Source organism: Flavobacterium niveum (genome assembly GCF_055231775.1).
The window spans coordinates 843,849-868,681 of sequence record NZ_JBUYSX010000001.1 but is presented as its reverse complement, the minus strand read 5'-3'; the positions used below and the strand labels follow the sequence as shown (position 1 = coordinate 868,681).

Sequence of the window (24,833 nt, the reverse complement as noted above, 5' to 3'; positions counted from 1 at the left end):
AAAGCAGGTAAATTCTCAAAAATCTACCTGCTTTTTTTTATAATGTAAAATTATTCCTTGGCTAAATTAGTTACATGTCGGGTTCAGGTACATTGTCAGGCTCCCGGTCTTCGTCGGTTCCGGTCTTTTTCTTGCGCGTATCGTCAAACTGCATAAAGTCCGGCGCCAGCTCACTGTCCGGCAAATCGTCTGAACTGTTGTTATCGCTATCTTTCTTAACCTCCGTCTTACTGAATATTTTGCGCATCAGCTCGCTTATGGTATTAAAGTCCACTTCATACGTAATACCCACGCCCTGCGTATATCCAATACCCTCCCCAAGGAAGTTAATATCATTTTCGCGGTTAAACACGCGGGCATTCAGCGTACCCGGCTCGTTAATGCGCAGTTTAACTTCTATGTTACCGGTAATGGCACTTTCGTTAACGCCGCCTACAGGTACACCCAGCTGCCCGTTAATACTCACACGGTCATTTATTTGCGAAGAAAGTGTAATACCTATCTGCGAGTTGGTATCTACATACGGGTTACGGGTTTGCTGCACGTAGTTTACACCTACGTTAACCTTACCGTTTCCATCGGAAAGTATGTCGTTAAACAGGCTGCTGGCTTTTTCAAACAAGCTGCCCGTTACCGCCGAACTGGCATTAGAAGGGCTTATAAAGCTACCACCCGAAAGCAGTGCCAGTGCCTGCGTTTGCCTTGTATCGGTATCGCTGAGCCTGTAGTCAAGGTCGCTTTTCAGTACCGAACTTGCCCCCGGGAAGTTTATGGTAAAATCGGGTTCGGGTTTTAACAGGCTACCCTGTAATGATATCACCACCTCAGTAGGTATGGGCCTGTTAAAGCTGTTGGTTTCCAGCAGTACTGCCGGGTTTGCATTGGTTTTGTATACCGCTTCAAGGTTCAGCCTTGCCCGCGTAGGGTCGCCCTCCCACGTTATGGCACCGCCTTTTTTCACCGTAAACTCCTTATCTATAACCCCTCCGTACCTGAAGAAGTATTTACCCTTATCTACCTGGTAATCACCATCTATAGTAAATTTACCCAGGGTATTTATACCCAACAGCATATAACCGTTACCGGTAGATGACAGGCCGTGGCCGCTGTTCTTGTCTATAATTACGTTTATCTTGGCATCGGGCGTTACCACAAGGTCAAACTGCATTTCAAGGCCCTTAAAGGTCTTGCCGCTTGCAGTAGGCTCCAGCCCTTTCTGTATATTTTCTTTTTCCTTTTCACTCAGGAAATGGATAAATGCAGCCGTAGAGGTACTTGTATTGCCCACATTACTCAGCGGTATGTTTATCTCGGTATTTGGCATGGAACGTGCATCGGCGGTAATGAGTAGCCCGGTTGTAGGCCCGCTTATATTAGCCGAACCTTTAATAAATGCCCTACCATAGTACAATGCATCATCATGGTCTTCGGTATCAAGCACCAGTATATTGTCTGAACTCATTTTCAGGTCCAGCGCCCAGTTGCGGAACAAATCATGCCGCACCTCACCCTGTAGCAATGCCTTGGTATTAAAACGCGTATCGGTAAGCTGCACATTCCCGAAGATAATCTTCTCTTCGGTGAGGTTTACCATAGAGTTTTCTTCAAAATTATAGTCGGTATTCAGGTAGCCCACCTTCACACCGCCGCCTTTTACATAGAGTACACCGTCTATCTCAGGCTTGCGCACATTGCCCACTATAGCCGCCCGGCCTGTAGCGCGGCCCCGTATTTCAGGGAAAATATTTTTAAGGAACACTGTAAGCGGGCTGATGTCAAAATTGGTAAATATTGCATCAAGCGATAATAGGGTCTGTTTATCTACGACTTCTATGTTACCTGCGGTGCTAAACGTTTCATTGTCATCGCGGGTTATCGTGCTTTTCAGGTTAAATTTACGGAACGACCTGTCGCCGGTAACCTGCGTATTCATGTCGCCCAAAACAAATTTATTTATCCGCAGTGTATCTATGGTGAGTGAAGCCGCCGGTTCAAAAACGTCGCGGTTCTGTTTCAGGCTTACTTCGCCGTTCAGCCTTCCGCCAAAACTGATGCTGTCCAGTGACGGCGTTACCTTATTAAGGTCTACCTCGTTAAAGGACAGGTGCAGGTCTTTATAGGTATTCCCTTTTACAGCTCCGCTAAGTTCTACATGCTGGTCGTTGTGCGAAAGTGAAATATTATCAAGTTCAAAATCGTCTATTTTCCGTTTAAAGACGATTTTATTATCGTGCTCATCGTGCTCGTTTATAAACCAGGTGAAGTCCTTAAAGTTGACCTCTGATTTTTTAAAGCCCACTACCGAATTACGGTCTTTATCTATAGTATGGTAAAGGTTCAGCTTGTAGGCGTCATTATCGCGGTTACCACCTTTAAACTCGGTACGTACATACAGCGTATCGTGCTGGGTAACATTAATAAGGTTAAAGTCTGATATTTTATAGTTCTTCACCCGCATGCTGTCTACCGTTACATAGGTATTGTACAGCGGGTTCTTATTATTAACGTCGAGCTTTACATTATTAAAGGTGTTGTCATACGCCACTATACCCGGCGAGTTAAATGCCACCACAAATTCGTTCTTATCGGCATTTACACGCCCTTTAAGGTGGGTATCCTTACTTACCGATATTTCAGGCAACACGATGCCTACTATCTTATTATATATGGTAAAGTCATAGTCCATGTACTGCCCCTTCTTCACCTTATGGGGCGAATAGTTGGCATACAGGCTACCAAGCCCATTCTCAAATATCTTAGGCACCTGGTACACGTCAAACTTACCTGTAACACGCCCTTCAATAATATCCTGGGAGTTCATGGTAAGCGTACGCTCGTTATTATCATCAAAAGAGGATGCTATGAAAAAGTCTTCAAAATAGTAGCTGTCGCGGCTGTTTTGGTACGAAAGCCTTGATATTTGCAGTGTACCGGCTATATCGTTAAGGTTGTTACCCGATGCCTCAAACAACAGGTCGCCTTTAAATATAGACAGCGTATCTTTCTTCATGATTTTCAGCAGGGCAAGGTCGGCATAGTCTACCTGCGCATGGAAATCGTAGTTTTTACGGTATTGGCTCATGTCTACAAGGCCGTCAAAACTCATCAGCAGGTTAGGGTCGTTACTGTTAAGGCGCCCATTAAAATACGGCCATTTAAACAAACCGTCTACGGTAATGTTCTTGTAGTTATAACCATTATAGGCAAAACCGGTAACATTTCCCTTAACGCTGGTATTTAGCGATTCTTTACGGAAGCCCTTACCGTCTACATCAAGGTGCAGGGTAGCAAGTCCCACTTTATTAATATCGGCAAATGCACCGATATTAAATTTCTGCAAATCTATAGTACCCTTATACTTCGCTTCATTAGGATTGTTGAAGCCTTTAATTTCCAAGTCGGCAGTAGCCTCACCCAGCCCGCTCAGTACATACATATCTGTAGTCAGGTCGGTTTTGGTAAGCACTATATGCCCGGTAATATCTACTTCACCCAGCCTTCCCAGTTGTGCCGGAAGCTTTTGCCCCAGTATACGCGGCAGTATACCGCACAGGTTGCTATACTGCGCCGTAATGCGCCTGAAGTCCCCATTCATGTAAAAGCCGGGGCCGGTACGGGTAAACAGGTTACGGAAATTTACCCTGCCGCTTATTTCGGTGCCTTTATCATCCAGCAGGTTCAGGTTGTGCAGTATAAAGTTATTCAGCGTGCCTTTAAGGTGTGCCGAAAGATAGTATTTCTGGTCTTTACCAAATTCAGGGAAAAACAGGTTCAGCTCGTTACTGCTTACCACAGCACGGGTAACATCAAAGTCGGTATGTACTTTATCTACAAAATACGGCAAGTCTTTTCGCTCGAAGGTAAACTTCAGGTTGCCCTTAAGTTCACTCTCGGCAGTTTTTATCTCCGCATTCCTTAGTGAAATATTTTTCTTGGTATAGGCAAATCCGCCCATAAGGTTTTGCACAAAAAGCCCGTGGTGGTCGTTAAGCGACAGCTTTCGTATATCACCATAAATATTCGGACCTTTTACAAGGAAGTTCTTTACATGCCCGCTAAGTTTTGTAAAATCAAGCACCCTGGTGGTGGCACTGTTTTCATTACTCAGCCTGAAACGCCCGCCTGCCACATACAGGTTAGCCACATTAAGCCTGAACTTTCCGTTGCCTGGCTTGCCGTTATCAAATGCTTTAATAAAAATATCAAGGCTGTTTACCGTTTCGCCCTTATACGTCTTCATATGCACGTTAAGGCTTTGGGCGGTAAGCTTACCAAACTGAAGGTTAGTCTTGGCGAGTTGCTTAAAGCTGAGCAGGTTTGTTTTCAGGTAATCGGCGCTGGCCAGGGTATCGTTATGGTGGTCGCGTATAAGCACGCCATCCATACGCACGCCGCCAAAAACGTTGATGGCCATTTTATCTATGTAAATGCGGGTACCGAAGTCTTTGTTAATCCGTTCGGTAACATAATGTGCTATGCGGGTTTGCACATAAGGGATTTGAAGGGCAATAGCTGTCAATAACAAAAACACCACCAGTCCCAGCAGGGTACGCAGCAGTATTTTTTTAAATTTTTTGAAACGGCTATTTGTCTTAACTTTGTTCTCCAAAATGCATAATGTCCCGTTAACGGCAAAAGTAGGAAATTTTACAAAGCCTTAACTTGCTTTAACCCTTTTTTATAACTCAAAATCTGTGCCTTTTATGGCTGAAAAGCCCAAATATATCTTATCAATAGAAAGTTCGTGCGATGACACGGCCGCAGCTGTACTTATAAACGACAAAGTACTGAGCAATGTTGTGGCACGCCAGCAGATACACGAAGAGTACGGCGGCGTAGTGCCAGAGCTGGCCAGCCGTGCCCACCAGCAGAATATAGTACCCGTTGTAGACGTGGCGCTGAGCCGTGCCGGTATACAAAAAGAACAGCTTTGTGCCGTAGCCTTTACACAGGGACCGGGACTTATGGGCAGCCTGCTTGTAGGCAGTTCGTTTGCCAAATCACTGGCGTTGGCACTACAGGTACCGCTTATAGCCGTAAACCACATGCAGGCGCACATACTTGCCCATTTTATAGCCGAAGAAGGTTTTGATAAGCCTACCTTCCCGTTCCTGGCCATGACCATAAGCGGCGGGCATACACAGATAGTGCGTGTAGACAGCTATTTCAGTATGGAGGTTATAGGCGAAACTACAGACGACGCCGTGGGTGAAGCCTTTGACAAAAGTGCTAAAATACTTGGCCTGCCTTATCCGGGTGGTCCTTTAATTGATAAATATGCCCAAACAGGCAACCCAAAAGCCTACCCGTTCACCAAGCCGCAGGTGCCTGGGCTTAACTTCAGTTTTAGCGGGCTGAAGACGCAGATACTGTACTTCATCCAGAAAAACCTGAAGGAAGACCCCGATTTTGTAAAGGACCAAATGGAAGATATTTGCGCTTCCATTCAGCATACCATCATCAACATACTGATGGACAAGCTGAAAATGGCCGTGAAGGAAACCGGCATTAAGCAGGTGGCTATAGGTGGCGGGGTTTCAGCTAACAGCGGTATTCGTACTACGCTGAAGGAAGCCGAAAAAAAATACGGCTGGAAAACCTATATCCCTAAATTTGAATACACTACCGATAATGCCGCCATGATAGGCATTGTAGGCTACCATAAATACCTTGAGCAGCAGTTTAACGATGCTGCCGTAACCAGTAAAGCCAGGATAGAATTGTAATGCAGCTATTTTTTGACCCAAATATTACGCAGGGCGATACCGTTTTTGTCTTTGACAAAGAGGAAAGCCGCCATATAGTAAAGGTACTCCGCAAAAAAGAGGGCGATATTATACATATTACCAATGGTAAAGGCTGGCTGTTTATATCGGCAATAAACTTTGCTACCGAAAAACGTTGTGAAGTAAGCATTACCGCTGCCGAATATTTTGAGCCACTGCCCTACCGCCTGCACCTGGCCGTGGCTCCTACCAAAATGAACGAGCGCTACGAATGGTTCCTGGAAAAGGCTGTGGAAATAGGCATTACCGAAATTACCCCCATAATCTGCGAGCACAGCGAACGCACTGTTTTTAAAGCCGACCGTTTCGAAAAGATACTGCAAAGCGCCATGAAACAGTCACTGCAATACCATGTGCCGGTGCTACATGAGCCTGTACCCTACAACACCTTTGTAAAGCAGCAGCACGAAGGCAAACTGTTTATAGCCCACTGTGAGGAAACCGATAAAAAGCTCCTGAAAAACGAGCTTACGCCAAAAGAAACCCAAACCATACTGATAGGCCCCGAGGGCGACTTTTCTACAAAGGAAATTGAGTTGGCATTAAGCCTCGGCTACGTACCGGTTTCGCTGGGCAATACCCGCCTGCGCACCGAAACAGCTGCCATAGTAGCAGCGCATAGTGTAGCATTTGTAAATGAGGAATAGCTTTTATTACAATCCTTTACCGGTAGCTGCGTAGTAGATACCTCCGTAAATATGGTCTAAAAACCATTGGTTACTGTAGGCAGAATCGTTGTGCCCAAGGGCGGTATAAAAGGCCCTGCCCCCGTCAAACTCATGGTACCATGCTATCGGGTGGTTTTTGCCCATGCCGTGGGCTACTTTATCAACAACTTTTCCGTTTGCATCCTTATCTGCATTTTTCCATACGGCATCAGGGTTGTAGGTTGCCTCATCCACTAAAACCAGCGTATGCAGGTTACCTGATTTATCTTTACTGAACTGATACCATTCATCCGTCCATCGCATTTGCTCCGGGAAATGCTCCAGCCCCGGGAATTTCCGGTCGGCAAACTTCAGCATCGCCGTCTGCTGCTCGGGGTGGATGTAAAACATCCTGCCCAAAAGCTGTGTGTACCACTCCCAGTTGTACTCGGTACAAGCCGCCGCGTGTATGCCCACAAAACCTTTACCCGAGCGTATAAACTTTTGTATGGCAGCTTTTTCGTCATCGGTAAAAATATCGCCGGTAGTGCTTAAAAATATAATTACGTCATACTGTTTCAGCTTGTCATACGTTATCTTTTCAGATTCCTGCTGAAGGTCGGCCACAAAATAATTACGCTCGGCCAACTGGCGTATCGCTTTTATACCCGCAGCTATAGATTCATGATGGTAGTCTTTCGTTTCGGTAAATACCAATGCCTTAAATTGCTGGGCATTCATAAGCGTTGTACTTAGCAGCCCGAAAAGCAGCAAGCATTTTAAAATGTATATTTTTCGCATTTATAATAAGGTGATGGTTACTGTTTCCGTTTAAGGTTTATTATATTTACAACATAAAACCTATTGGTAAAATTAATGAAAAAACTGCTCTATATACTCCTTGCCCTGCCCCTGCTTACATCGGCACAGGAAATCGCCGTACTGAAATACTCAGGCGGTGGCGACTGGTACGGTAACCCTACCTCGCTGCCTAACCTGGCCAAATTCTGTAACCAGAACATCGGCACTAAAATAAACGCCAAAACATCGGTAGTAGAAGCCGGTAGCCCTGATTTGTTTTCGTATGCCTTTGTACACATGACAGGCCACGGCAATGTAGTTTTTAGTGATAATGATATTACCAACCTGCGCAACTACCTTACATCGGGCGGGTTCCTGCATATAGACGATAACTACGGTATGGATGAGTACATCCGCCGCGAAATAAAACGTATTTTCCCCGATAAGGAGCTGGTGCGCGTGCCCGTAAGCCATGAGATTTTTAAAGGCCCGTTTGCCTTTCCGCAGGGCATGCCGAAAATCCACGAACACGACGGTAAGGCTCCTGATACCTGGGGCATTTTCGCAGAAGGCAGGCTGGTACTGCTCTATACCCACGAAACCGACCTTGGCGACGGCTGGGAAGACAAAGAAGTACACAACGACCCTGTTGAAGTACGGACCAAAGCACTGAGGATGGGTGCCAACATACTGAATTATGCGTTTAATTTTTAGGTGATTCGGTGATAGGGTCATTTGGTTATTCGTATTCAACAAGACGTAATACAGACTTCGAAACACCTTTCGAATAACCGTATAACCAAATAACCGCATTACCGTAACTCATAATCTTATATTAAAGCCCTCGCAGTTTTAGTAAAATTTTTCATACTTTCGGAGTGCCTAAAATCAAAATTTTAACACCCATGGTAACCAGTAAAACTATAGCAAACGGCTTACTCCGCGCCGTTTTTATACTTGCGGGCGTATACGTACTGCTCATGTTTTTGTACAGCATACAAACGGTATTAATATATCTTTTTGTATCGCTTATACTTACCCTTATAGCAGGCCCTATTGTAAGGTTCCTGAAAACCAAGCTGAAATTCCCACACATACTGGCGGTTATAAGCACGTTGGTGTTTTTTATACTGATACTCGCAGGCTTCATCATGATGTTTGTACCGCTTATTGTAAGCCAAAGCGAAAACCTTTCGCTACTGGATACTAAACAACTCGAAGGCGATTTCAACCATGTAATTGCCCAGATAGACAGCTACTTCGGTATTGACACCCAAAAAATGATAAAGGACTCTAAGCTGACATCTAAAATAGATTTCAATATTATACCGGCTTTCCTCAACTCTGTTTTAGGGGTGCTTAGCGGTTTCGGTATGGGGCTGGCTTCGGTAATGTTCATTACGTTCTTTTTCCTGAAAGACCGACTGTTATTCACCAAAAGTGCCAAAAAGCTATTGCCCGATGCACACGAGGAAAAAATCCTGCACTCTATAGATAAGGTAAACGAAATGCTGAGCCGTTATTTCATAGGGCTTATCATACAGATGTCGATACTATTTGTACTGTACCTTATAGTACTGCTTATCTTCGGGGTGCAAAATGCCTTTGTAATTGCGCTTATCACAGCATTCCTAAACATCATACCGTACATTGGCCCTATCATTTCTACCGCACTGGTAGTAATACTTACCCTGCTGGGACACATAGGCCCCGAAACCCAGGGCGATATGTTCAGCACTACGCTGTATGTATTCATCGGTTACTGTGCCGCACAGTTTATAGACAACAACATTACATCGCCGCTTATCTTCAGTAACAGTACCAATTCGCACCCGCTGGAAATATTTATAGTGGTGCTTATCAGCGGTTTTACCTTCGGGATACTGGGCATGATTATAGCCATACCGATGTACACTACACTAAAAATCATAGCCAAGGAGTTTTTCCCGGAAAACCCTGTGGTAAAAATACTTACTAAAGACCTGTAACCTTGCTGAGCGCCCTACTGCAACCCGAAATACAAGCCTACATACGCGAGCACACGAATGATGATGTAAAGAAACTCGCGCTGCAAAAAAATCCGTTCCCTGCCCTGCCCTGGACAGAGGTACTGAACCAGATAGCCGCACGGCAAAAGGCAAAGGACAAACTGCCTACGTGGTTTGGCACAGAGGATATTATTTACCCGTCTAAAATCTCGGTAGAGCAAACATCGTCTGAAACTGCGGCGCAATACAAAGCCAACCTGGTTTCCGGCGGAAGCCTTATTGACCTGACCGGTGGTTTCGGGATTGACGATTATTACTTTTCGAAAGCGGTAAACCATGTTACCCACTGCGAACTGAATCTTGAACTTTCGGCTATTGCTAAACATAACTTTATTGTACTGGGTGCCGATAACATCCAGTGCCTGCCCGGTGACAGCCTGGAAACACTGGAGCTTTCAGATAAGCATTGGGACTGGATTTACATAGACCCCTCACGGCGCAATGAAGCCAAAGGCAAAGTCTTTATGCTGGCCGACTGCCTTCCGAACGTGCCGGAACTACTGGACCGTTATTTTACGTATTCTAAAAATGTAATGATAAAAACAGCGCCCCTGCTGGATATTTCGGCCGGACTTGGTGAACTGCATTCCGTTAAGGCCATACACATCGTAGCCGTAAACAATGAAGTAAAGGAACTACTGTGGCTGCTGGAAAAAGGTTACAATGATGCTCCCATGCTTATTGCTGCCGACCTTAATAAAGACGGCGAGAATATATTTGAAGCCCAATACGGCAATGAGGAGTTAGCCCCGCTGAGCCTGCCCCTTACTTACCTGTACGAACCGAACAGCGCCATTATGAAATCGGGGGCTTTTGGTGCAGTGGCTACGCATTATAAACTGGCTAAGCTGCATGCACATTCGCAACTGTATACTTCAGATAAGCTGGTGGATTTTGCAGGCCGCAGGTTTGAGGTACAGCAAATACTGCCGTATGGTAAAGCAGAAATGAAGCTGTATATTGAGGGTAAAAAGATGAATGTTACCGTTCGTAATTTTCCGTTAAAGACAGAAGAATTGCTCAAAAAGTGGAAAATTAAAGATGGCGGCGATGTGTATACGTTTTTCACCACGAATAAAGACGGGGAAAAAACGGTACTGGTTTGCCGGAAAGTGTAACCGGCGCTGTCATTGCGAGGAGGTACGACGAAGCAATCTTATAAAGTTAGTTTTTCACTTTACAATGATGAGATTGCTTCGTTCCTCGCAATGACGGACCGGATGGTAATCTTTATTTACTCAAAAACGCAACTACGTTTTTCTCAATACGGGCATTAATATCAGTAATATCAGCTTTCGCGAATTTCTCACCAATGATGTTTTCGTAAAGTTCTATATAACGGTCAGATACCGTTTCAATGTATGCATCGGTCATGTCAGGGATTTGCTGCCCTTCCTTACCCTGGAAACCATTTTCTATAAGCCAGCGGCGTACAAACTCCTTGCTCAGCTGCTTTTGCTCCTCGCCTGTGTTTTGGCGCTCCTGGTAACCTTCAGCATAAAAATAACGCGATGAATCCGGCGTGTGGATTTCGTCGATAAGAACAATCTTGCCGTCTTTGGTTTTACCAAATTCGTACTTGGTATCCACCAAAATCAGCCCGCGTGAAGCTGCAATCTCAGTACCACGCTGAAACAATGCACGGGTATATTTTTCAAGCACCAGGTAATCTTCCTCGCTTACAATACCTTTGGTAAGGATGTCCTCGCGGCTGATGTCCATATCGTGCTCGCCGTTATCAGCTTTAGTCGTAGGGGTAATTATCGGCGCAGGGAATTTATCGTTCTCCTTAAGGCCTTCTACAAGCTCTACGCCACACAGCACACGCTTACCGGCAGCATACTCGCGTACAGCGTGCCCGCTAAGGTAACCGCGTATCACCATCTCTACCTTAAATGGTTCGCACAGGTGGCCTACAGCAACGTTAGGGTCCGGGGTATCTATAAGCCAGTTAGGCACGATATCCTCAGTAAGGCGCATAAATTTAGTAGCAATCTGGTTTAGTATCTGTCCTTTGTACGGAATGCCTTTTGGCATAACTACATCAAAAGCACTAAGCCTGTCTGTAGCCACCATAACCAGCAGCTCATCGTTAATATTATAAACTTCGCGCACCTTACCACGGTAAACCGATTTCTGGCCCGGGAAGTTAAAGTTTGTTGTAGTGATGGTATTCATCGTGTTGTTTGCTGTTTAGTATTGAGGTGCAAAAATAAGAAAGTTATTTTATCATGCTGCATTTCTTTTAACCGCCTTACTATTACCTATTGCAAAACCAATATTGACAAATAAAACCAATACAGACAATATAGGAACTAAAAGATTTAGCATATACATAGAATCATAACCTAGAAAAAAACTAAGGAATAACGACAAAAGAACAAGACTGAGATTTATTACAGAAAGTTTCTTGCTGATTGTAGCCTTACAAAGCAATAAAATTAAATAACCTAAAATGTAAAGCAACAAACTAACTATGGCGAAAACCGGCAACCAGTTTAGTATATCCCAAGCCCAACCAACAGTCTTATTTACTCCGTATGTTGAGATGCTACCGGTAATTTTTGCGATGAAGGCAATCATTATTAAAAGCAATATTGCCAAAACAAAAAAATACAACAGGCCCAAAAGCGGGCCTGAAGGTTTTGTAAAATCAGGTTTCATCTTGCTAATGTTCAACATACAATGTATTGTCGCCTATTTTGTATTTAACCTGTTTTTTATCGTTATTCTTTGAAATATTTACCGCACCGTAAAAAGTATACTGACAGCCACCCGTTATAGTAAGTTCTTTTTTTTCAGTATCAAATACTATACTGTCGGCGTGTTCTACAGTCAGCTTGTCGTCTGTATATGAAACATCCGTATCAAACACCATTTGCTTTTTGTCGTCGCTAACCGTTAAAGATTTCGACTCAAATTGCGGTCCGTCATTTTTAGCATCCTGCGCAAAAGCCGCTGCAGAAAAGACCAAGGCAGTGGCTAAAAGTATTTTTCTCATAGGTTTATGATTTATTATCAAACATATAACGTTTTAAAATCCCGAAATATTTTAATCTCACCAAGGCTTTATGACTTTTGGCTTTACAACTTTCGACTAAAGTTTATCCTTGGTGTTCAATCCTCTTGTACGCCTCAATAACCTTTTTCACAAGACGGTGGCGCACCACATCCTTATCGTCAAGGTAAATGATACTGATACCATCCACGTCTTTCAGTACCAATAGCGCTTCTTTAAGTCCACTGGTAGTACTGCGTGGCAGGTCTATCTGGCCGGGGTCGCCGGTTATCATAAACTTGGCGTTCTTCCCCATACGCGTCAGGAACATCTTCATCTGGCTGTGGGTAGTGTTCTGCGCCTCGTCGAGGATTACAAAAGCGTTATCCAGCGTACGCCCACGCATAAAGGCAAGCGGGGCTATCTGTATAATACCTTTCAGCAGGTAGTCTTCCAGCGTTAGCGGTGGCAGCATATCGCGCAGGGCATCATATAGCGGCTGCATGTACGGATCCAGCTTTTCCTTCATATCCCCCGGAAGGAAGCCCAGGTTCTCCCCTGCTTCTACTGCGGGACGGGTAAGGATAATGCGTTTCACCTGCTTTTCTTTCAATGCCTTTACCGCCAGTGCCACGCCCGTATAGGTTTTACCCGTACCGGCAGGCCCCACGGCAAACACCATATCATTTTTGCCCATATGGTCTACAAGCAGCTGTTGGTTCGGGGTCATTGCCTTAATAAGCTTTCCGCCCAAACCGTGCACCAGTATCTTATCATTAGTACTCATGTGCTCAGTTTGCACACCGGTGCTTATTACACGTTCTATTACATTATCGTCGATGCTGTTAAAACGGGTAAAATGCAGCATCAACCGCTTGAAACGGGTCTCAAACTCATCAAGCAGCTCTTTCTCGCCAAATGCTTTAAGCGTAGAGCCCCTTGCCACTATTTTCAGTTTGGGGTAATATTTCTTTATGGTTTCAAGGTGGGCGTCCTGAGCGCCCCAGAAATCCTTAGGGGCGATGTCAGTCAGTTCAATAATTCTTTCGTTCAAGCAAGTATGTTTTTGATTAATTTTATGGCTAATTATTGTAGCTTTGCATTCAAATTTAGTGAAATTTTTATTCGCGGTTTTATAAAGTTTTACACAAAATTATGTCAATAATTACGCTAACTACCGATTTCGGCCTGTGCGACCATTTTGTGGGCGCGCTAAAGGGTAAACTGATTTCGGGGTGCAGCGACGCCACGGTTATAGACATATCGCATAATGTAGACCTTTTCAACATACCGCAGGCGGGCTACATAATAAGCGCGGCATGGCGCAGTTTCCCTGCAGGTACGGTGCACCTTATAGGTGTGGATGCCGAACTGAGCCCCGAAAACCGCCACATAGCCATACAATGGAACGGCCATTATTTTATATGTGCCGATAACGGCATACTGAGCCTGCTTACCCAGTCGGTTTTACCCGAAAAGATTGTTGAGATAAACATACACGACCGCCTGCCCGAAGGCAGCAGCGCTATGGACGTATTTGCCACCGTGGCCTGCCACCTGGCCAAAGGCGGCACCCTGAGTGTTATAGGCCGTGAAACTACTACCGAACTGAAGCCGATGCACGAAATGAATCCTGTGGTGGCTACCGATAAAAACAGTATCCGCGGCAATGTGGTGTATATAGACCACTTTGGCAACTGTGTAACAAACATCAGCAGGAAACTGGTTAAGGAAGTAGCCAAAGGCCGTAACCTTGAAATCAATTTCGGGACCAAAGGCGAAATAAGGGGCATAAAAAGCGGGTATTCCGACTTTAACCTGAACGAACGTTTTTCATTGAAAGACTACGAAGGCGAAAAGCTGGCGGTGTTTAATGAGGCGGGCTTTTTGGAAATCGCCATCTTCCGGAGCAACCCGCATACGGTAGGTTCGGCAAAAACATTGCTGGGGCTGAAATATAGGGATGTGGTTAGCGTTAAGTTTGAATGATTGAAAATGTAAAGATTGAAAGATTGGTGAATGTACCCGGTATGTATTTGCCATGAATAAGATAAAACTGTATGTTTGCAGGCAAGGAAAGACAATATTTTCCGGATAAATAATATGACGTCCCCCAATTCCCCTCCTTTGGAGGGGTGGCTGAAAGCCGGGGTGGTTATAATAATAAATCTGGAAATATTTAAGAACCACCCCGTCCTGCGGGCACCCCTTTAAAGGAGGGGAATCTGGAACTTTAAACAAAAGAAACTAAATAAATTAGATGAAAGCATTATTGCTACGTGAAATCAAAGCCTTTTTCGGTTCGCCTATAGGGTATTTGGTTATCGCTATTTTCCTTTTGCTCAACGGGCTTTTCCTTTGGGTATTCGAAAACGACTTTAATATACTGAACAGCGGTTTTGCCGATATGGGTCCATTTTTTACCCTGTCGCCGTGGATACTTATTTTCCTGATACCGGCCGTAACCATGCGCAGCTTTTCCGACGAAAAAAAGCAGGGTACACTGGAACTGCTGTTTACCAAGCCGCTAAGCACCTGGGAAATTGTGAATGGCAAGTTCTTCGGGGCTTTTGTGCTTATAGTACTGGCACTGCTGCCTACGCTTATTTACGTAGCTGTACTGTCTGATTTCGGGAACCCGCAGGGTAATATTGATATGGGCAGTACCATGGGTTCGTACTTCGGGCTGCTGTTCCTTGTAGCAGGCTATACTGCCATAGGCATCTTTACCTCTACCCTTTCAGACAACCAGATTGTAGCATTCATCAGCGCAGTATTCCTGTGCTTTGTATTCTATTTCGGGTTTGAAGGCGTTTCCGGTTTCTTCGGCGGTTTTGGCAATATCGTTTCAAAAGTGGGTATGGACTACCACTTCCGAAGCATGAGCCGTGGCGTTATAGATACACGAGATGTAGTATACTTTACCAGCATAGCCGTGCTGTTTTTGTCGCTTACCGTATATAAACTTAAATCGCTTAAATGGTAATGGAAACAGCTAAACAACAAAACAGGAAACAGCTGCTTATTACCCTTGCGGTACTTGTAGTGCTAAACATAGCCGGTGCATTTTTCTTTAAGCGATTAGACCTTACTGCCGATAACCGTTATACCCTTTCGCCTGCATCATTAAAGCTGGTGAAATCGGTACACGAGCCGTTGTATATAGACGTATTCCTTGAAGGGGAATTCCCGGGCGAATTTAAACGCCTGCAAGACGAAACACGCCAGTTATTACAGGAGTTTTCGGCGTATAACCCCGATGTGAAGTTCAACTTCTTTAACCCGCTTGATAAATCTGAAAACAGTTCCGAAACAAAGCGTGAACTGATTTTCAAGGTTTTTAAAATGGACAATCCGAAGCTTTCTGCCAAGGATGAAACCGACGTTAAAAACAGTATTGCAGGTATTACTGATTTGGATAAAGCTGTATTTGAAACCTTTAACGGCAGCGGCATGAAGCCTGCACAGGTTACCGTAAATGACAAAGGCAAACAAAGCGAAACGCTGATTTTCCCGTGGGCTATTGTTACCTATAAAGGCAAGACGGTAAAAATCCCGTTGCTTAAAAACATACGTGGCGCCAATGCCGCACAAAAAGTAGAAGGCTCTGTACAGCACCTGGAATATGCCTTTGCCGATGCGCTGAACAAAGTAACCAGTGAAAGGCAAAAGAAAATTGTTGTTTTACAGGGTAATGGTGAAATGAGGGACCGATATATGGCCAACTTCATCAGGGCATTGGGAGAAAGCTACCATACAGCTCCGTTTACGCTGGACTCGGTTGCCAAAAATCCGGTTAAGACCCTAAAAGACCTGCAACAGTATGACCTGGCCATTATAGCCAAGCCTACCGAAAAGTTTACCGAAGAGGAGAAAGAGGTACTTGACCAGTATATACTAAACGGCGGTAAAACCCTATGGATGCTGGATGCCGTGCAGGTGGAAATGGACAGCCTGTACAACCCTACCGGTATGACACCTGCCCTGCCGCGCGACCTGAACATTAACGACATGCTGTTTAAGTATGGCGTCCGTATAAACCCTGATATTATTAAGGATGAGCAGGCTACACCTATAAAGCTGGCATCGGGAACCCAGGGCAGCGCTACAGAATACGAGCAATTCCCATGGAAATTCTCGCCATTTGCCTACCCTGATTCGGTGAATACCAACCCTATCGTAAAAAACGTAGGCGGTATAAAACTTGAGTTTGCCAACCCCATAGATACGCTGCAAAATGGTATTAAAAAGAATATACTGCTGGCATCATCCCGTTTTTCTAAGAAAGTGGGCACACCTACTGCCATAAGGCTGGATATGGTAAATGAAAAAACCACCCCGAAAGACTACGAAAAAAGCGGTTTTATGCCGGTTGCAGTATTACTGGAGGGCAGTTTCCGTTCGATGTACGAAAACAGGCTGCTGCCATTTAAACTAAACGGTTACAAGACTGTAGGCGTACCCGGCAAAATGATTGTGATAGCCGACGGCGATATAGCCAAAAACCAGTTTGACCAAAACGGCGCCCCACTGGAACTGGGCTACGATAAGTGGACCGAGGAGTTCTACGAAAACAAGGACTTTATGCTGAACTGTGTAAACTACCTGCTGGACGATAACGGGCTTATTAACGTACGCACCAAGGATGTGAAGCTGCCAATGCTAAATACCCAGAAAGTATACGACAATTACAGCACGGCAGGTTTTATTACCATTGGCCTGCCTTTAGCATTACTTGCAGCCTTTGGTGGGCTGTTTACCTGGCTGAGGAAAAGGAAATACAGCAGGCCGTAACACACAACCGGGTGTTGAAAAAAAAGTTTCAGTATTAAATTGCTTTGCGATATATTTGCTATCCATTCCCGAAAGGGAATTAAACCAAAATTAATCAGGAATGAAATTCATAGTATCGAGTACATATTTGCTAAAACAGCTGCAGGTGCTTAGCGGTGTTATAAACAGCAACAACACCCTGCCTATTTTAGATAACTTTTTGTTTGAACTGAATGCCACTGAGCTAAAGGTTTCGGCATCAGACCTTGAAACCACCATGACCGCTACACTGGAAATAGATTCAGACAGCGTGGGCAGCGTGGCAGTCCCTGCAAAACTGTTGCTTGAAACCCTGAAAACATTCCCTGAGCAGCCGCTTACCTTTACCGTAGAAGACAACAACACGGTAGAAATAAGCTCTAATTCGGGTAAGTATGCGCTGGCTTATGCCGCCGGTGATGAGTTCCCGAAAGCCGTTTCGCTTGAAGACCCATCGTCTACCATAGTGCCTGCCGAAGTACTTTCTACAGCGGTAAGCAAAACAATATTTGCCGCCGGTAATGATGACCTTCGCCCGGTAATGTCGGGTGTGTTCTTCCAGTTCTCACCACAGGGCCTTACGTTTGTAGCTACTGATGCGCACAAACTTGTGAAGTATGCCCGTACCGATGTAAAGGCATCGCAAGTGGCAGATTTCATCATGCCAAAAAAACCCCTAAACATACTAAAAGGCATCCTTGCAACTTCTAATGCAGAGGTGACTATAGAATATAACGACAGTAACGCTACGTTTTCTTTTGACAACTATGTGCTTACCTGCCGCCTTATAGATGGTAAATACCCTAACTACGAAGCGGTAATACCTAAAGAAAACCCGAACAAACTGCTTATAAGCCGCAGCCAGTTCTTTAGTTCGGTGCGCCGTGTGGCGATTTTCAGTAACAAGACCACACACCAGATACGCCTTAAAATAGCCGGTACCGAGCTGAATATTTCTGCCGAGGATATTGACTACTCTAACAAAGCGGAAGAAAGGCTGACCTGCGATTACCAGGGCGATGATATGCAGATAGGCTTTAACTCGCGTTTCCTTACCGAGATGCTTACCAACCTGCAAAGCGACGAAATACAGCTGGAAATGTCGCTGCCAAACCGTGCCGGTATCCTTACCCCGGTAGACGGCCTTGATGAAGGCGAAACCGTAACAATGCTGGTAATGCCTGTAATGCTGAATAATTAAGAAAAAACTTCCAAATATCCAAAAAGCCTCTGTACAAAACGGAGGCTTTTTTTTATGGTATTGCTACTCATTTCATACTTTTTAACACAAAAATCTAACCCCTGTGTGGAAATTTGTTTTTTTTGTTAAAACGCTGCATTTTTCCGACAAAAAGCACGCAACCTTTTTGCCTTTTTTGATACTTTTAGATGCTAAAATTTATTTCGACTTTCTTATGAGAAAAATTACATTATTATTCATGTTGCTTGTGTCCGTAAGCGGCTTTGCGCAGCTCGCTTTAGAGGACTTTGAGGGCACATGGACGGGATTATCCGGCACGGAGGGCAGCGCAGGGCCTCCGGGATGGTACATTAAAAACGTATCGGGGCCGGTTCAATACTGGGTACAAGGTAACGGGTCTTCAGCCCAGCCGGCCCACTCGGGTACACATGCAGCTTTTATTAATAAAGAAAACGTACTGGCAGGCACCCAGAGTGAAGACTGGCTGATAACCCCGCAATTTACAGTACCTGCTAATGCCCAGCTGAAATTCTGGTCAAGGCTTACCCAAAACAACGACCAGGGTACAAGCTATAAAGTGATGATAGGTACAGACGTAACGCAGCCGTTTACCGACCTGCAAACCTGGACCGAACTTACACTAAACGCTGTTCAGCAGGAATATGAACAAAAAATAATAGACATACCTGCTACTTATACCGGACAGCAGATTTACATAGCCTTTGTAATGATGGGCGATGACGGCGACCGCTGGCTGGTAGACGACGTTCAGGTTACGGCACAGTGTTTTGCACCGGCAGACTTAGCAGCAAACCCATCGGGCCAATATGCTACACTAAGCTGGACCAGCACTGCAACCGATTTTGAGGTGGCGGTACTTCCACAAGGCGGCACACCGGGTGAAAGCGGTGTTGCAGTAAGCGGCACCAGCTACACTACACCGGCTACACTTACACCTTCTACTACATACCAGTACTTTGTAAGGGCAGTATGTGGCGAAAACAATACCAGTGCGTGGGCAGGTCCGTTTACGTTTACCACTTCGCAAATACCGGATACGCTAAACTATACTGAAGGTTTTGAAACTGCCGGATTGGGATGGACAATAGTTAACGGCAGCCAGACCAATAAATGGGCCATAGGTACTGCTACAAGCAACGGTGGCACACAATCATTATACGTATCTAACGATAATGGTGTAAACAACAGTTATACTATAACAACTACATCTACCGTAATGGCATACCGCGACATACAAATGCCGGATGCTGTAGACCAGCTTTCACTTTCATTTGACTGGAAAAATCAGGGTGAAAACAGTTGGGATTACCTAAGGGTATGGCTTGTACCTGTATCTTACACTCCTGTAGCAGGTACACAAACTACTGCGGCTAACAGCGGTGGTATACAAATAGGCGGTAACTTTGGCCTTAACGGCAACTGGTCTACCAATACTACTACCATAAACGCAGCAGCCTATGCAGGCACTGTAAGGAGACTTATATTTGAATGGAGGAACGATGGCAGCGCAGGTACACAACCACCGGCAGCTGTAGACAACATTAACCTGTCTGTAATAACATGCCCGGCGCCTACTAACTTTGCATTAGGCACAGTAACCGAAAGTACGGCTAACTTTACCTGGACAGGCCCTACATCGGTAACCCCTACATACGATATTTATTTTTCTACAAACAATACCGCACCGGTGGCAGGCACTTCGCCTACCACAAACGTAACACCGGCTTCGTTTGCACTAAACTCGCTTACTCCTAACACTACTTATTACATTTGGGTAAGGAGTAACTGTGGCGCAGACAAAAGTACATGGGTAGGCCCGATAAGCTTTACTACTACACAAATTCCTGCTATACTAAACTATACTCAGAATTTTGAAGGTACGCACGGCTTCGGGTTTGATAACGGTACACAGCCTAACCAATGGGTTGTGGGTACTGCTACAAGTAACGGCGGTACAAAATCGCTTTATATAACTAACGACAACGGTACAAGCAACGCTTTCTCTATTACTACCCAGTCTACGGTACATGCCTACAGGGATATAATGATACCTGCCGGTACCAGCGAAATAGACCTTTCATTTGACTGGAAAGCATACGGAGAATCATGCTGTGACTACCTGCGTGTATGGTTAGTTCCGGTAACCTATACCCCGGTTGCAGGTACGCTTATGACTACCGGAAACAGCGGTGGTATACAGGTAGGCGGTAACTTTAACGTAAACGGTAACTGGACTACGTACCTTAATACCATAAACGTATCAGACTACGATGGCCAGGTACGCAGGCTGGTATTTGAGTGGAGGAATGACGGCAGTATAGGTACACAGCCACCTGCTGCTGTAGACAACATCAACATCAACATAGTTACCTGCCCTAAGCCTATAAACCTTGCGGCTACTGCAACCAGTACTTCGGCTACACTAAGCTGGACACCACAAGGTACAGAAACTTCATGGCAAATATATGTAGTGCCTACCGGCTCTGCTGCACCTACAGCTACCACAACAGGTACTACGGTAACTACCAGCACCGGCTATACCTATAGCCCGCTAAACCCTGCCACTACATACCAATATTATGTAAGGGCAGTATGTAGCGGCAGCGATATGAGTATATGGTCTGGTCCATTCTCATTTACTACTGCAATTATAAACGATACCTTTGATGGCGCTGTAGCACTTACTGTAAACAGCGGTACAGATTGTACTGTAACTACAGCAGCTGCATTTACAGGCGCTACAGCCTCTGCGCTATTGCTGCCTACATGTAGCCCATATACCACTAACGGTCCCGATGTTTGGTACCAGTTTACTGCTACAAGCAGCTTACAAACCCTAACCCTTTCAGGATTTACCGGAACCGCACAACAAGTAGTAATAAGCGTGTACCAGGGTACACCTGCAGATGGAGGCGAACTATTCTGTAGTGCTAACAATGCTGTTAACATGGTAGGCCTTACACCGGGTACTACCTACTATGTAAGGTTAACACTAAACCCTACAACTACAACAGTAAGCCTTACTACGGCTTTCAACGTTTGTATAACCACACCGTCATCGGCAACGACAAGTGACTGTGAGATTACAACCATAAACCCAAGCTTCGAGCTTCCGGATATGGCACACACCAATTCAGGACAGGGCCCAAGCTTCTATCTTGATTATGTTGTTCCGGGATGGAAAACAGGTGCGAATGACCACACAATGGAGTATTGGATAGAACCAAACTACGAGCATCAGCCTGCTTACCATACCAATACCGGTACCGACCTTTTTGTTACCTGGCCGGCTGCTGCACCTGCAGACAGCGACCAGTTCATAGAGCTAAATGCCAATGCTAACCAGGGTACTACCATGGGTGTATACCAGGATTATACTGCGGCTGAAGGTACTGTTTTCGTTGCAAAATTTGCACACAGGGCAAGGAATACTAACTACGCCAGCGCTACCTATGCACAATCAGGTAACGTTATCGACGTAATGCGACTTATGGCAGGTCCTGTACCGGCTCCGGGCCAAACAATGGCCGATGTAATAGGATCGTACACACAGGTGGGTAGTAACTTCAGTACATCTGCTAATGGTGTACCATCGGGCTACCCGGGTATTTCAGGTGCAAGTGCTGCCAATGGTGGTAACGGTACTGCATGGGCATACTATGGTGACGACGGTACCCTTACATACACTGTACCTGCCGGACAAACAACAACACGTTTCTTCTTCCAGGCGGTATCTACCTCTACAGGTAATACCAGTGTAGGTAACTTCCTTGATGCAATTACCTTTACAGCTAACAACGCTATTACATCTACAAACCCTGCTGTGGCAGACTGTGACCCTGCTACTACTGATATCTTCAACTATGTAGATGTTGTGGCTACAGGTGGCGGTACATGGACAGCACACGCAGACAACCCGTCAGCTACAATAATAGCTGATCCTACAGGAAACAGTACTACTATTTCGGGCTTTACCGTATCGGGTACGTACCTGTATGACTGGACTACAGCTTACTGTACTAACCTGCTTACCGTTACTTACACGGCTCCGGATATCGACATGCCGGTAGCGCAGGATGCATATACATACTGCCAGGGCGATACCGCTACAATACTTACTGCTACTGCCCTTGAAGGGTATGTACTAAACTGGTATGATGCAGAAACAGGCGGTACTGCAAGCGCTACTGCCCCTACCCCTGATACTTCGGTAGTAGGTACTGTTATTTACTATGTAAGCCAGTCATCAACTGCAGGCGCATGTGAAAGCCCAAGGCTTCCGATTACTGTTACAGTAAACGAAACCCCGGTAGCGCCAACAACTGTTGATGTTACGTATTGTGAAACTGCCACCGCTGCCGAGCTTACCGCTACAGGTGCTACAGGCAATACATTTAACTGGTATACTACCCCAACTGGTGGTACTGCCAGCACTACTGCCCCTACTCCTGATACTTCAGTTGCAGGTACTACCACTTACTATGTAAGCCAGGTAACACCTGCCGGTTGTGAAGGCCCAAGGGCTCCGCTTAACGTAGTAGTTACAGCACCAACAGCACAGGTTACTACCTTTACACTACCGGCTTCGGTATGTATATCAGGTACAAACCCGGTTGCTGTACTTGATCCTGCTGCAGTTACAACAGGTACTTTTGAATCGTCTAACCCTACAGATCTTGTTATAGATGCCACTACAGGTGAAATAGACCTTACGCAAAGTACTGCCGGTACTTATGATGTTACTTACAGCGTTACCGCAGACGTAACAACATGTGTTGCTGCCGGTTCTACAACTGTAAGCATCACCATTACACCGCTTGCTACTCCGGTTACCACATTTACGTATACTGATGTATGTGAGTCAGCTCCAAACCAGCTTCCGGATACTACGGCTGCAGGTTTTGCTACCGGTGGTACATTTACATCGTCTGACCCTGCAAACCTTGTGGTAGACCCTACAACAGGTGAAATTGATATGGCACTAAGTAGCTTTGGTGAATATACTGTAACCTACAGTGTCCCAGAAGATGCTGCTAACTGTATGGCTGCTGCAACCAGCGACACTGTTACTATTATTATTACTGAGCTTGTAGCTCCGTATATAAATATCAGTTATCCAACCGTATGTGGATTAGAAGCTACTGTTGCTCCAAGTGTAGACCCTGCTATTCCAGGTGCTACTTATGCTGATGCTAATAGTACAGGACAACTATCAATAAACGCTACAACAGGCGTTATTGACCTTGCAAACAGCACCCCTGGACAATATGATATACTATACACCTACCCACAAGATGATACTACTTGTTCAGCAGGTGGTACATATCCTATTACAGTAGTAATCACTGCGCCTTCTACTCCGGTAACAGGCTTCCAGTACACCAGCGTATGCTCTACAGCAGGTAACCAGCTTCCGGCGCTTTTCAGTGGTTTTGCTACGGGCGGTATATTTACTGCTGATGCTGCACTTTCTATAGATGCCGCAACGGGTGAAATCAACATTGCAAACAGCACACCGGGTACATATACTGTAACCTACACCCTTGCCGAAAATGTGGCAAGCTGTGTGGCTGCAGGTTCTAACACTGCCCAGATAACCATTACACAAGCATTTGCCCCTGAAGTTGGCTTTACATACGAAGAGCAATACTGCTTTGGTACAGGCACTATACTACCGGAACTTGCTACAGGTTTTGCAGCAGGTGGTACATTTACCATCAGCGGTGGCCTAACCATCAACCCTACAACAGGTGAAATTTCACTTGCAGGTGTAGCTCCGGGTACATATGCCGTAACCTACACTGTAGCTGCCGATGCCGCTACATGTAACGAAGGTAACACCCATACTGAAAGCTTCGGCCTTAACGGCGAAATTTCCTTCACGCTTGACGGTGCATGTAACGGCCCTTCATTCATCATCACCGCTACCCCTACTGATGCGTCGTATGACCCAACTTTAGTAAGCTACCAATGGAGCACTGCTTCAGGTACGCCAATTGGTGGTGATTCAGAAGAGCTGAATGTAAGCCAGTATATAGCTTCACTGTCTACGTTCCCTTCATTCCCTATGGATATTGTACTTACAGTAACCTCTGACGGATGTAGCACACCGGTAGCCTATACTGTAGACGGTATTACCTGCGAAATACAGCGTGGTATATCTCCGGGCGGTAGCGATGACCTTAACAACTACTTCGACCTTACAGGTTTTGGTGCCAAAAAACTTAGCATCTTTAACCGTTACGGTAAAGAAGTGTACACAAGGGCTAACTACAGCAACGAGTGGCACGGCCAGACAAATAACGATGAAGAGCTTCCTACAGGTACGTATTTCTATGTGATAGACCGCACAGAAGGCGCTACTAAAACAGGATGGATTTACATCAACAGGCAAAACTAAATTTTAGCCACTATACCTTAAAGGCTCCCGGACATCCGGGAGCCTTTTCTTTTTGGGCGAAAGCCATACTCATAAACAATCATTATTTTTTGTAATTTTAGTATATAAATCAAAACTAC

16 protein-coding genes are annotated in these 24,833 nt (G+C 45.1%); 10 read left to right on the top strand and 6 right to left on the bottom strand.

Features of this window, described 5'->3' with window-relative positions; all coding sequences use genetic code 11:
- Positions 1–70: 70 nt before the first annotated feature.
- On the bottom strand, positions 71–4,609 hold the full coding sequence (locus ACZIX4_RS03590) for a translocation/assembly module TamB domain-containing protein (protein WP_463334242.1): 4,539 nt from the start codon (positions 4,607–4,609) through the stop codon (positions 71–73).
- A gap of 94 nt (positions 4,610–4,703) precedes the next feature.
- Here ACZIX4_RS03590 and tsaD point away from each other — a divergent pair, with 94 nt between their 5' ends.
- Both tsaD and ACZIX4_RS03580 read left to right on the top strand, forming a co-directional pair.
- Positions 4,704–5,726 carry a tRNA (adenosine(37)-N6)-threonylcarbamoyltransferase complex transferase subunit TsaD gene (tsaD, locus tag ACZIX4_RS03585; protein ID WP_463334241.1) on the top strand — a complete coding sequence of 341 codons (1,023 nt, stop codon included), beginning with the start codon at positions 4,704–4,706 and terminating at the stop codon, positions 5,724–5,726.
- A complete protein-coding gene (locus ACZIX4_RS03580) occupies positions 5,726–6,433 on the top strand; it encodes a 16S rRNA (uracil(1498)-N(3))-methyltransferase (protein WP_463334240.1) in 708 nt (235 codons plus the stop codon). The genes tsaD and ACZIX4_RS03580 overlap by 1 nt, the downstream gene beginning before the upstream one ends.
- 6 nt (positions 6,434–6,439) lie before the next feature.
- On the opposite strand, the gene ACZIX4_RS03575 is transcribed toward ACZIX4_RS03580, so the two are convergent.
- Entirely contained in the window at positions 6,440–7,234 is a 795-nt protein-coding gene (locus tag ACZIX4_RS03575; protein WP_463334239.1) for a ThuA domain-containing protein, read from the bottom strand.
- A 75-nt stretch (positions 7,235–7,309) separates the two neighbouring features.
- Between ACZIX4_RS03575 and ACZIX4_RS03570 the strand changes: the two genes are divergently transcribed.
- The 3 genes from ACZIX4_RS03570 to ACZIX4_RS03560 all read left to right on the top strand — a co-directional run bounded on the left by ACZIX4_RS03570 (position 7,310) and on the right by ACZIX4_RS03560 (position 10,400).
- Positions 7,310–7,948: a DUF4159 domain-containing protein gene (locus tag ACZIX4_RS03570; protein WP_463334238.1), complete on the top strand. Its 639-nt coding sequence runs from the start codon at positions 7,310–7,312 to the stop codon at positions 7,946–7,948.
- A 191-nt stretch (positions 7,949–8,139) separates the two neighbouring features.
- Positions 8,140–9,222 (top strand): AI-2E family transporter, encoded by a 1,083-nt coding sequence (locus ACZIX4_RS03565; protein ID WP_463334237.1) that lies wholly within the window; start codon positions 8,140–8,142, stop codon positions 9,220–9,222.
- A 2-nt stretch (positions 9,223–9,224) separates the two neighbouring features.
- Positions 9,225–10,400 (top strand): THUMP-like domain-containing protein, encoded by a 1,176-nt coding sequence (locus ACZIX4_RS03560; RefSeq protein ID WP_463334236.1) that lies wholly within the window; start codon positions 9,225–9,227, stop codon positions 10,398–10,400.
- Positions 10,401–10,512: 112 nt separating this feature from the next.
- On the opposite strand, the gene ACZIX4_RS03555 is transcribed toward ACZIX4_RS03560, so the two are convergent.
- The 4 genes from ACZIX4_RS03555 to ACZIX4_RS03540 form a co-directional block, all read right to left on the bottom strand.
- Positions 10,513–11,460, bottom strand: coding sequence for a phosphoribosylaminoimidazolesuccinocarboxamide synthase (locus ACZIX4_RS03555; RefSeq protein WP_463334235.1), 948 nt, complete (start codon positions 11,458–11,460; stop codon positions 10,513–10,515).
- A gap of 51 nt (positions 11,461–11,511) precedes the next feature.
- Positions 11,512–11,946, bottom strand: coding sequence for a hypothetical protein (locus ACZIX4_RS03550; RefSeq protein WP_463334234.1), 435 nt, complete (start codon positions 11,944–11,946; stop codon positions 11,512–11,514).
- A gap of 4 nt (positions 11,947–11,950) precedes the next feature.
- Positions 11,951–12,283, bottom strand: coding sequence for a hypothetical protein (locus tag ACZIX4_RS03545; RefSeq protein WP_463334233.1), 333 nt, complete (start codon positions 12,281–12,283; stop codon positions 11,951–11,953).
- Positions 12,284–12,386: 103 nt separating this feature from the next.
- Positions 12,387–13,334, bottom strand: a complete 948-nt coding sequence (locus tag ACZIX4_RS03540; protein WP_463334232.1) for a PhoH family protein — start codon at positions 13,332–13,334, stop codon at positions 12,387–12,389.
- Between the two features lie 101 nt (positions 13,335–13,435).
- Here ACZIX4_RS03540 and ACZIX4_RS03535 point away from each other — a divergent pair, with 101 nt between their 5' ends.
- The 5 genes from ACZIX4_RS03535 (at position 13,436) to ACZIX4_RS03515 (ending at position 24,714) form a co-directional block, all read left to right on the top strand.
- Positions 13,436–14,269 carry an SAM hydrolase/SAM-dependent halogenase family protein gene (locus ACZIX4_RS03535; RefSeq protein WP_463334231.1) on the top strand — a complete coding sequence of 278 codons (834 nt, stop codon included), beginning with the start codon at positions 13,436–13,438 and terminating at the stop codon, positions 14,267–14,269.
- 271 nt (positions 14,270–14,540) lie between these two features.
- The gene (gene gldF / locus ACZIX4_RS03530; RefSeq protein ID WP_463334230.1) at positions 14,541–15,266 is read left to right on the top strand and encodes a gliding motility-associated ABC transporter permease subunit GldF; all 726 of its coding nucleotides are present in this window, start codon (positions 14,541–14,543) and stop codon (positions 15,264–15,266) included.
- A complete protein-coding gene (gldG, locus tag ACZIX4_RS03525) occupies positions 15,266–17,074 on the top strand; it encodes a gliding motility-associated ABC transporter substrate-binding protein GldG (protein WP_463334229.1) in 1,809 nt (602 codons plus the stop codon). The genes gldF and gldG overlap by 1 nt, the downstream gene beginning before the upstream one ends.
- 100 nt (positions 17,075–17,174) lie before the next feature.
- Positions 17,175–18,293, top strand: coding sequence for a DNA polymerase III subunit beta (gene dnaN / locus ACZIX4_RS03520; RefSeq protein WP_463334228.1), 1,119 nt, complete (start codon positions 17,175–17,177; stop codon positions 18,291–18,293).
- A gap of 214 nt (positions 18,294–18,507) precedes the next feature.
- Positions 18,508–24,714: a choice-of-anchor J domain-containing protein gene (locus tag ACZIX4_RS03515; RefSeq protein WP_463334227.1), complete on the top strand. Its 6,207-nt coding sequence runs from the start codon at positions 18,508–18,510 to the stop codon at positions 24,712–24,714.
- Positions 24,715–24,833: the final 119 nt, after the last annotated feature.

Bases quoted from the DNA above. Each gene is read 5' to 3' on its own strand.
- tsaD (WP_463334241.1), top strand. From the start codon at position 4,704: ATGGCTGAAAAGCCCAAATATATCTTATCAATAGAAAGTTCGTGCGAT.
- ACZIX4_RS03580 (WP_463334240.1), top strand. From the start codon at position 5,726: ATGCAGCTATTTTTTGACCCAAATATTACGCAGGGCGATACCGTTTTT.
- ACZIX4_RS03575 (WP_463334239.1), bottom strand. From the start codon at position 7,234: ATGCGAAAAATATACATTTTAAAATGCTTGCTGCTTTTCGGGCTGCTA.
- ACZIX4_RS03570 (WP_463334238.1), top strand. From the start codon at position 7,310: ATGAAAAAACTGCTCTATATACTCCTTGCCCTGCCCCTGCTTACATCG.
- ACZIX4_RS03565 (WP_463334237.1), top strand. From the start codon at position 8,140: ATGGTAACCAGTAAAACTATAGCAAACGGCTTACTCCGCGCCGTTTTT.
- ACZIX4_RS03555 (WP_463334235.1), bottom strand. From the start codon at position 11,460: ATGAATACCATCACTACAACAAACTTTAACTTCCCGGGCCAGAAATCG.
- ACZIX4_RS03550 (WP_463334234.1), bottom strand. From the start codon at position 11,946: ATGAAACCTGATTTTACAAAACCTTCAGGCCCGCTTTTGGGCCTGTTG.
- ACZIX4_RS03545 (WP_463334233.1), bottom strand. From the start codon at position 12,283: ATGAGAAAAATACTTTTAGCCACTGCCTTGGTCTTTTCTGCAGCGGCT.
- ACZIX4_RS03535 (WP_463334231.1), top strand. From the start codon at position 13,436: ATGTCAATAATTACGCTAACTACCGATTTCGGCCTGTGCGACCATTTT.
- gldF (WP_463334230.1), top strand. From the start codon at position 14,541: ATGAAAGCATTATTGCTACGTGAAATCAAAGCCTTTTTCGGTTCGCCT.
- gldG (WP_463334229.1), top strand. From the start codon at position 15,266: ATGGAAACAGCTAAACAACAAAACAGGAAACAGCTGCTTATTACCCTT.
- dnaN (WP_463334228.1), top strand. From the start codon at position 17,175: ATGAAATTCATAGTATCGAGTACATATTTGCTAAAACAGCTGCAGGTG.
- ACZIX4_RS03515 (WP_463334227.1), top strand. From the start codon at position 18,508: ATGAGAAAAATTACATTATTATTCATGTTGCTTGTGTCCGTAAGCGGC.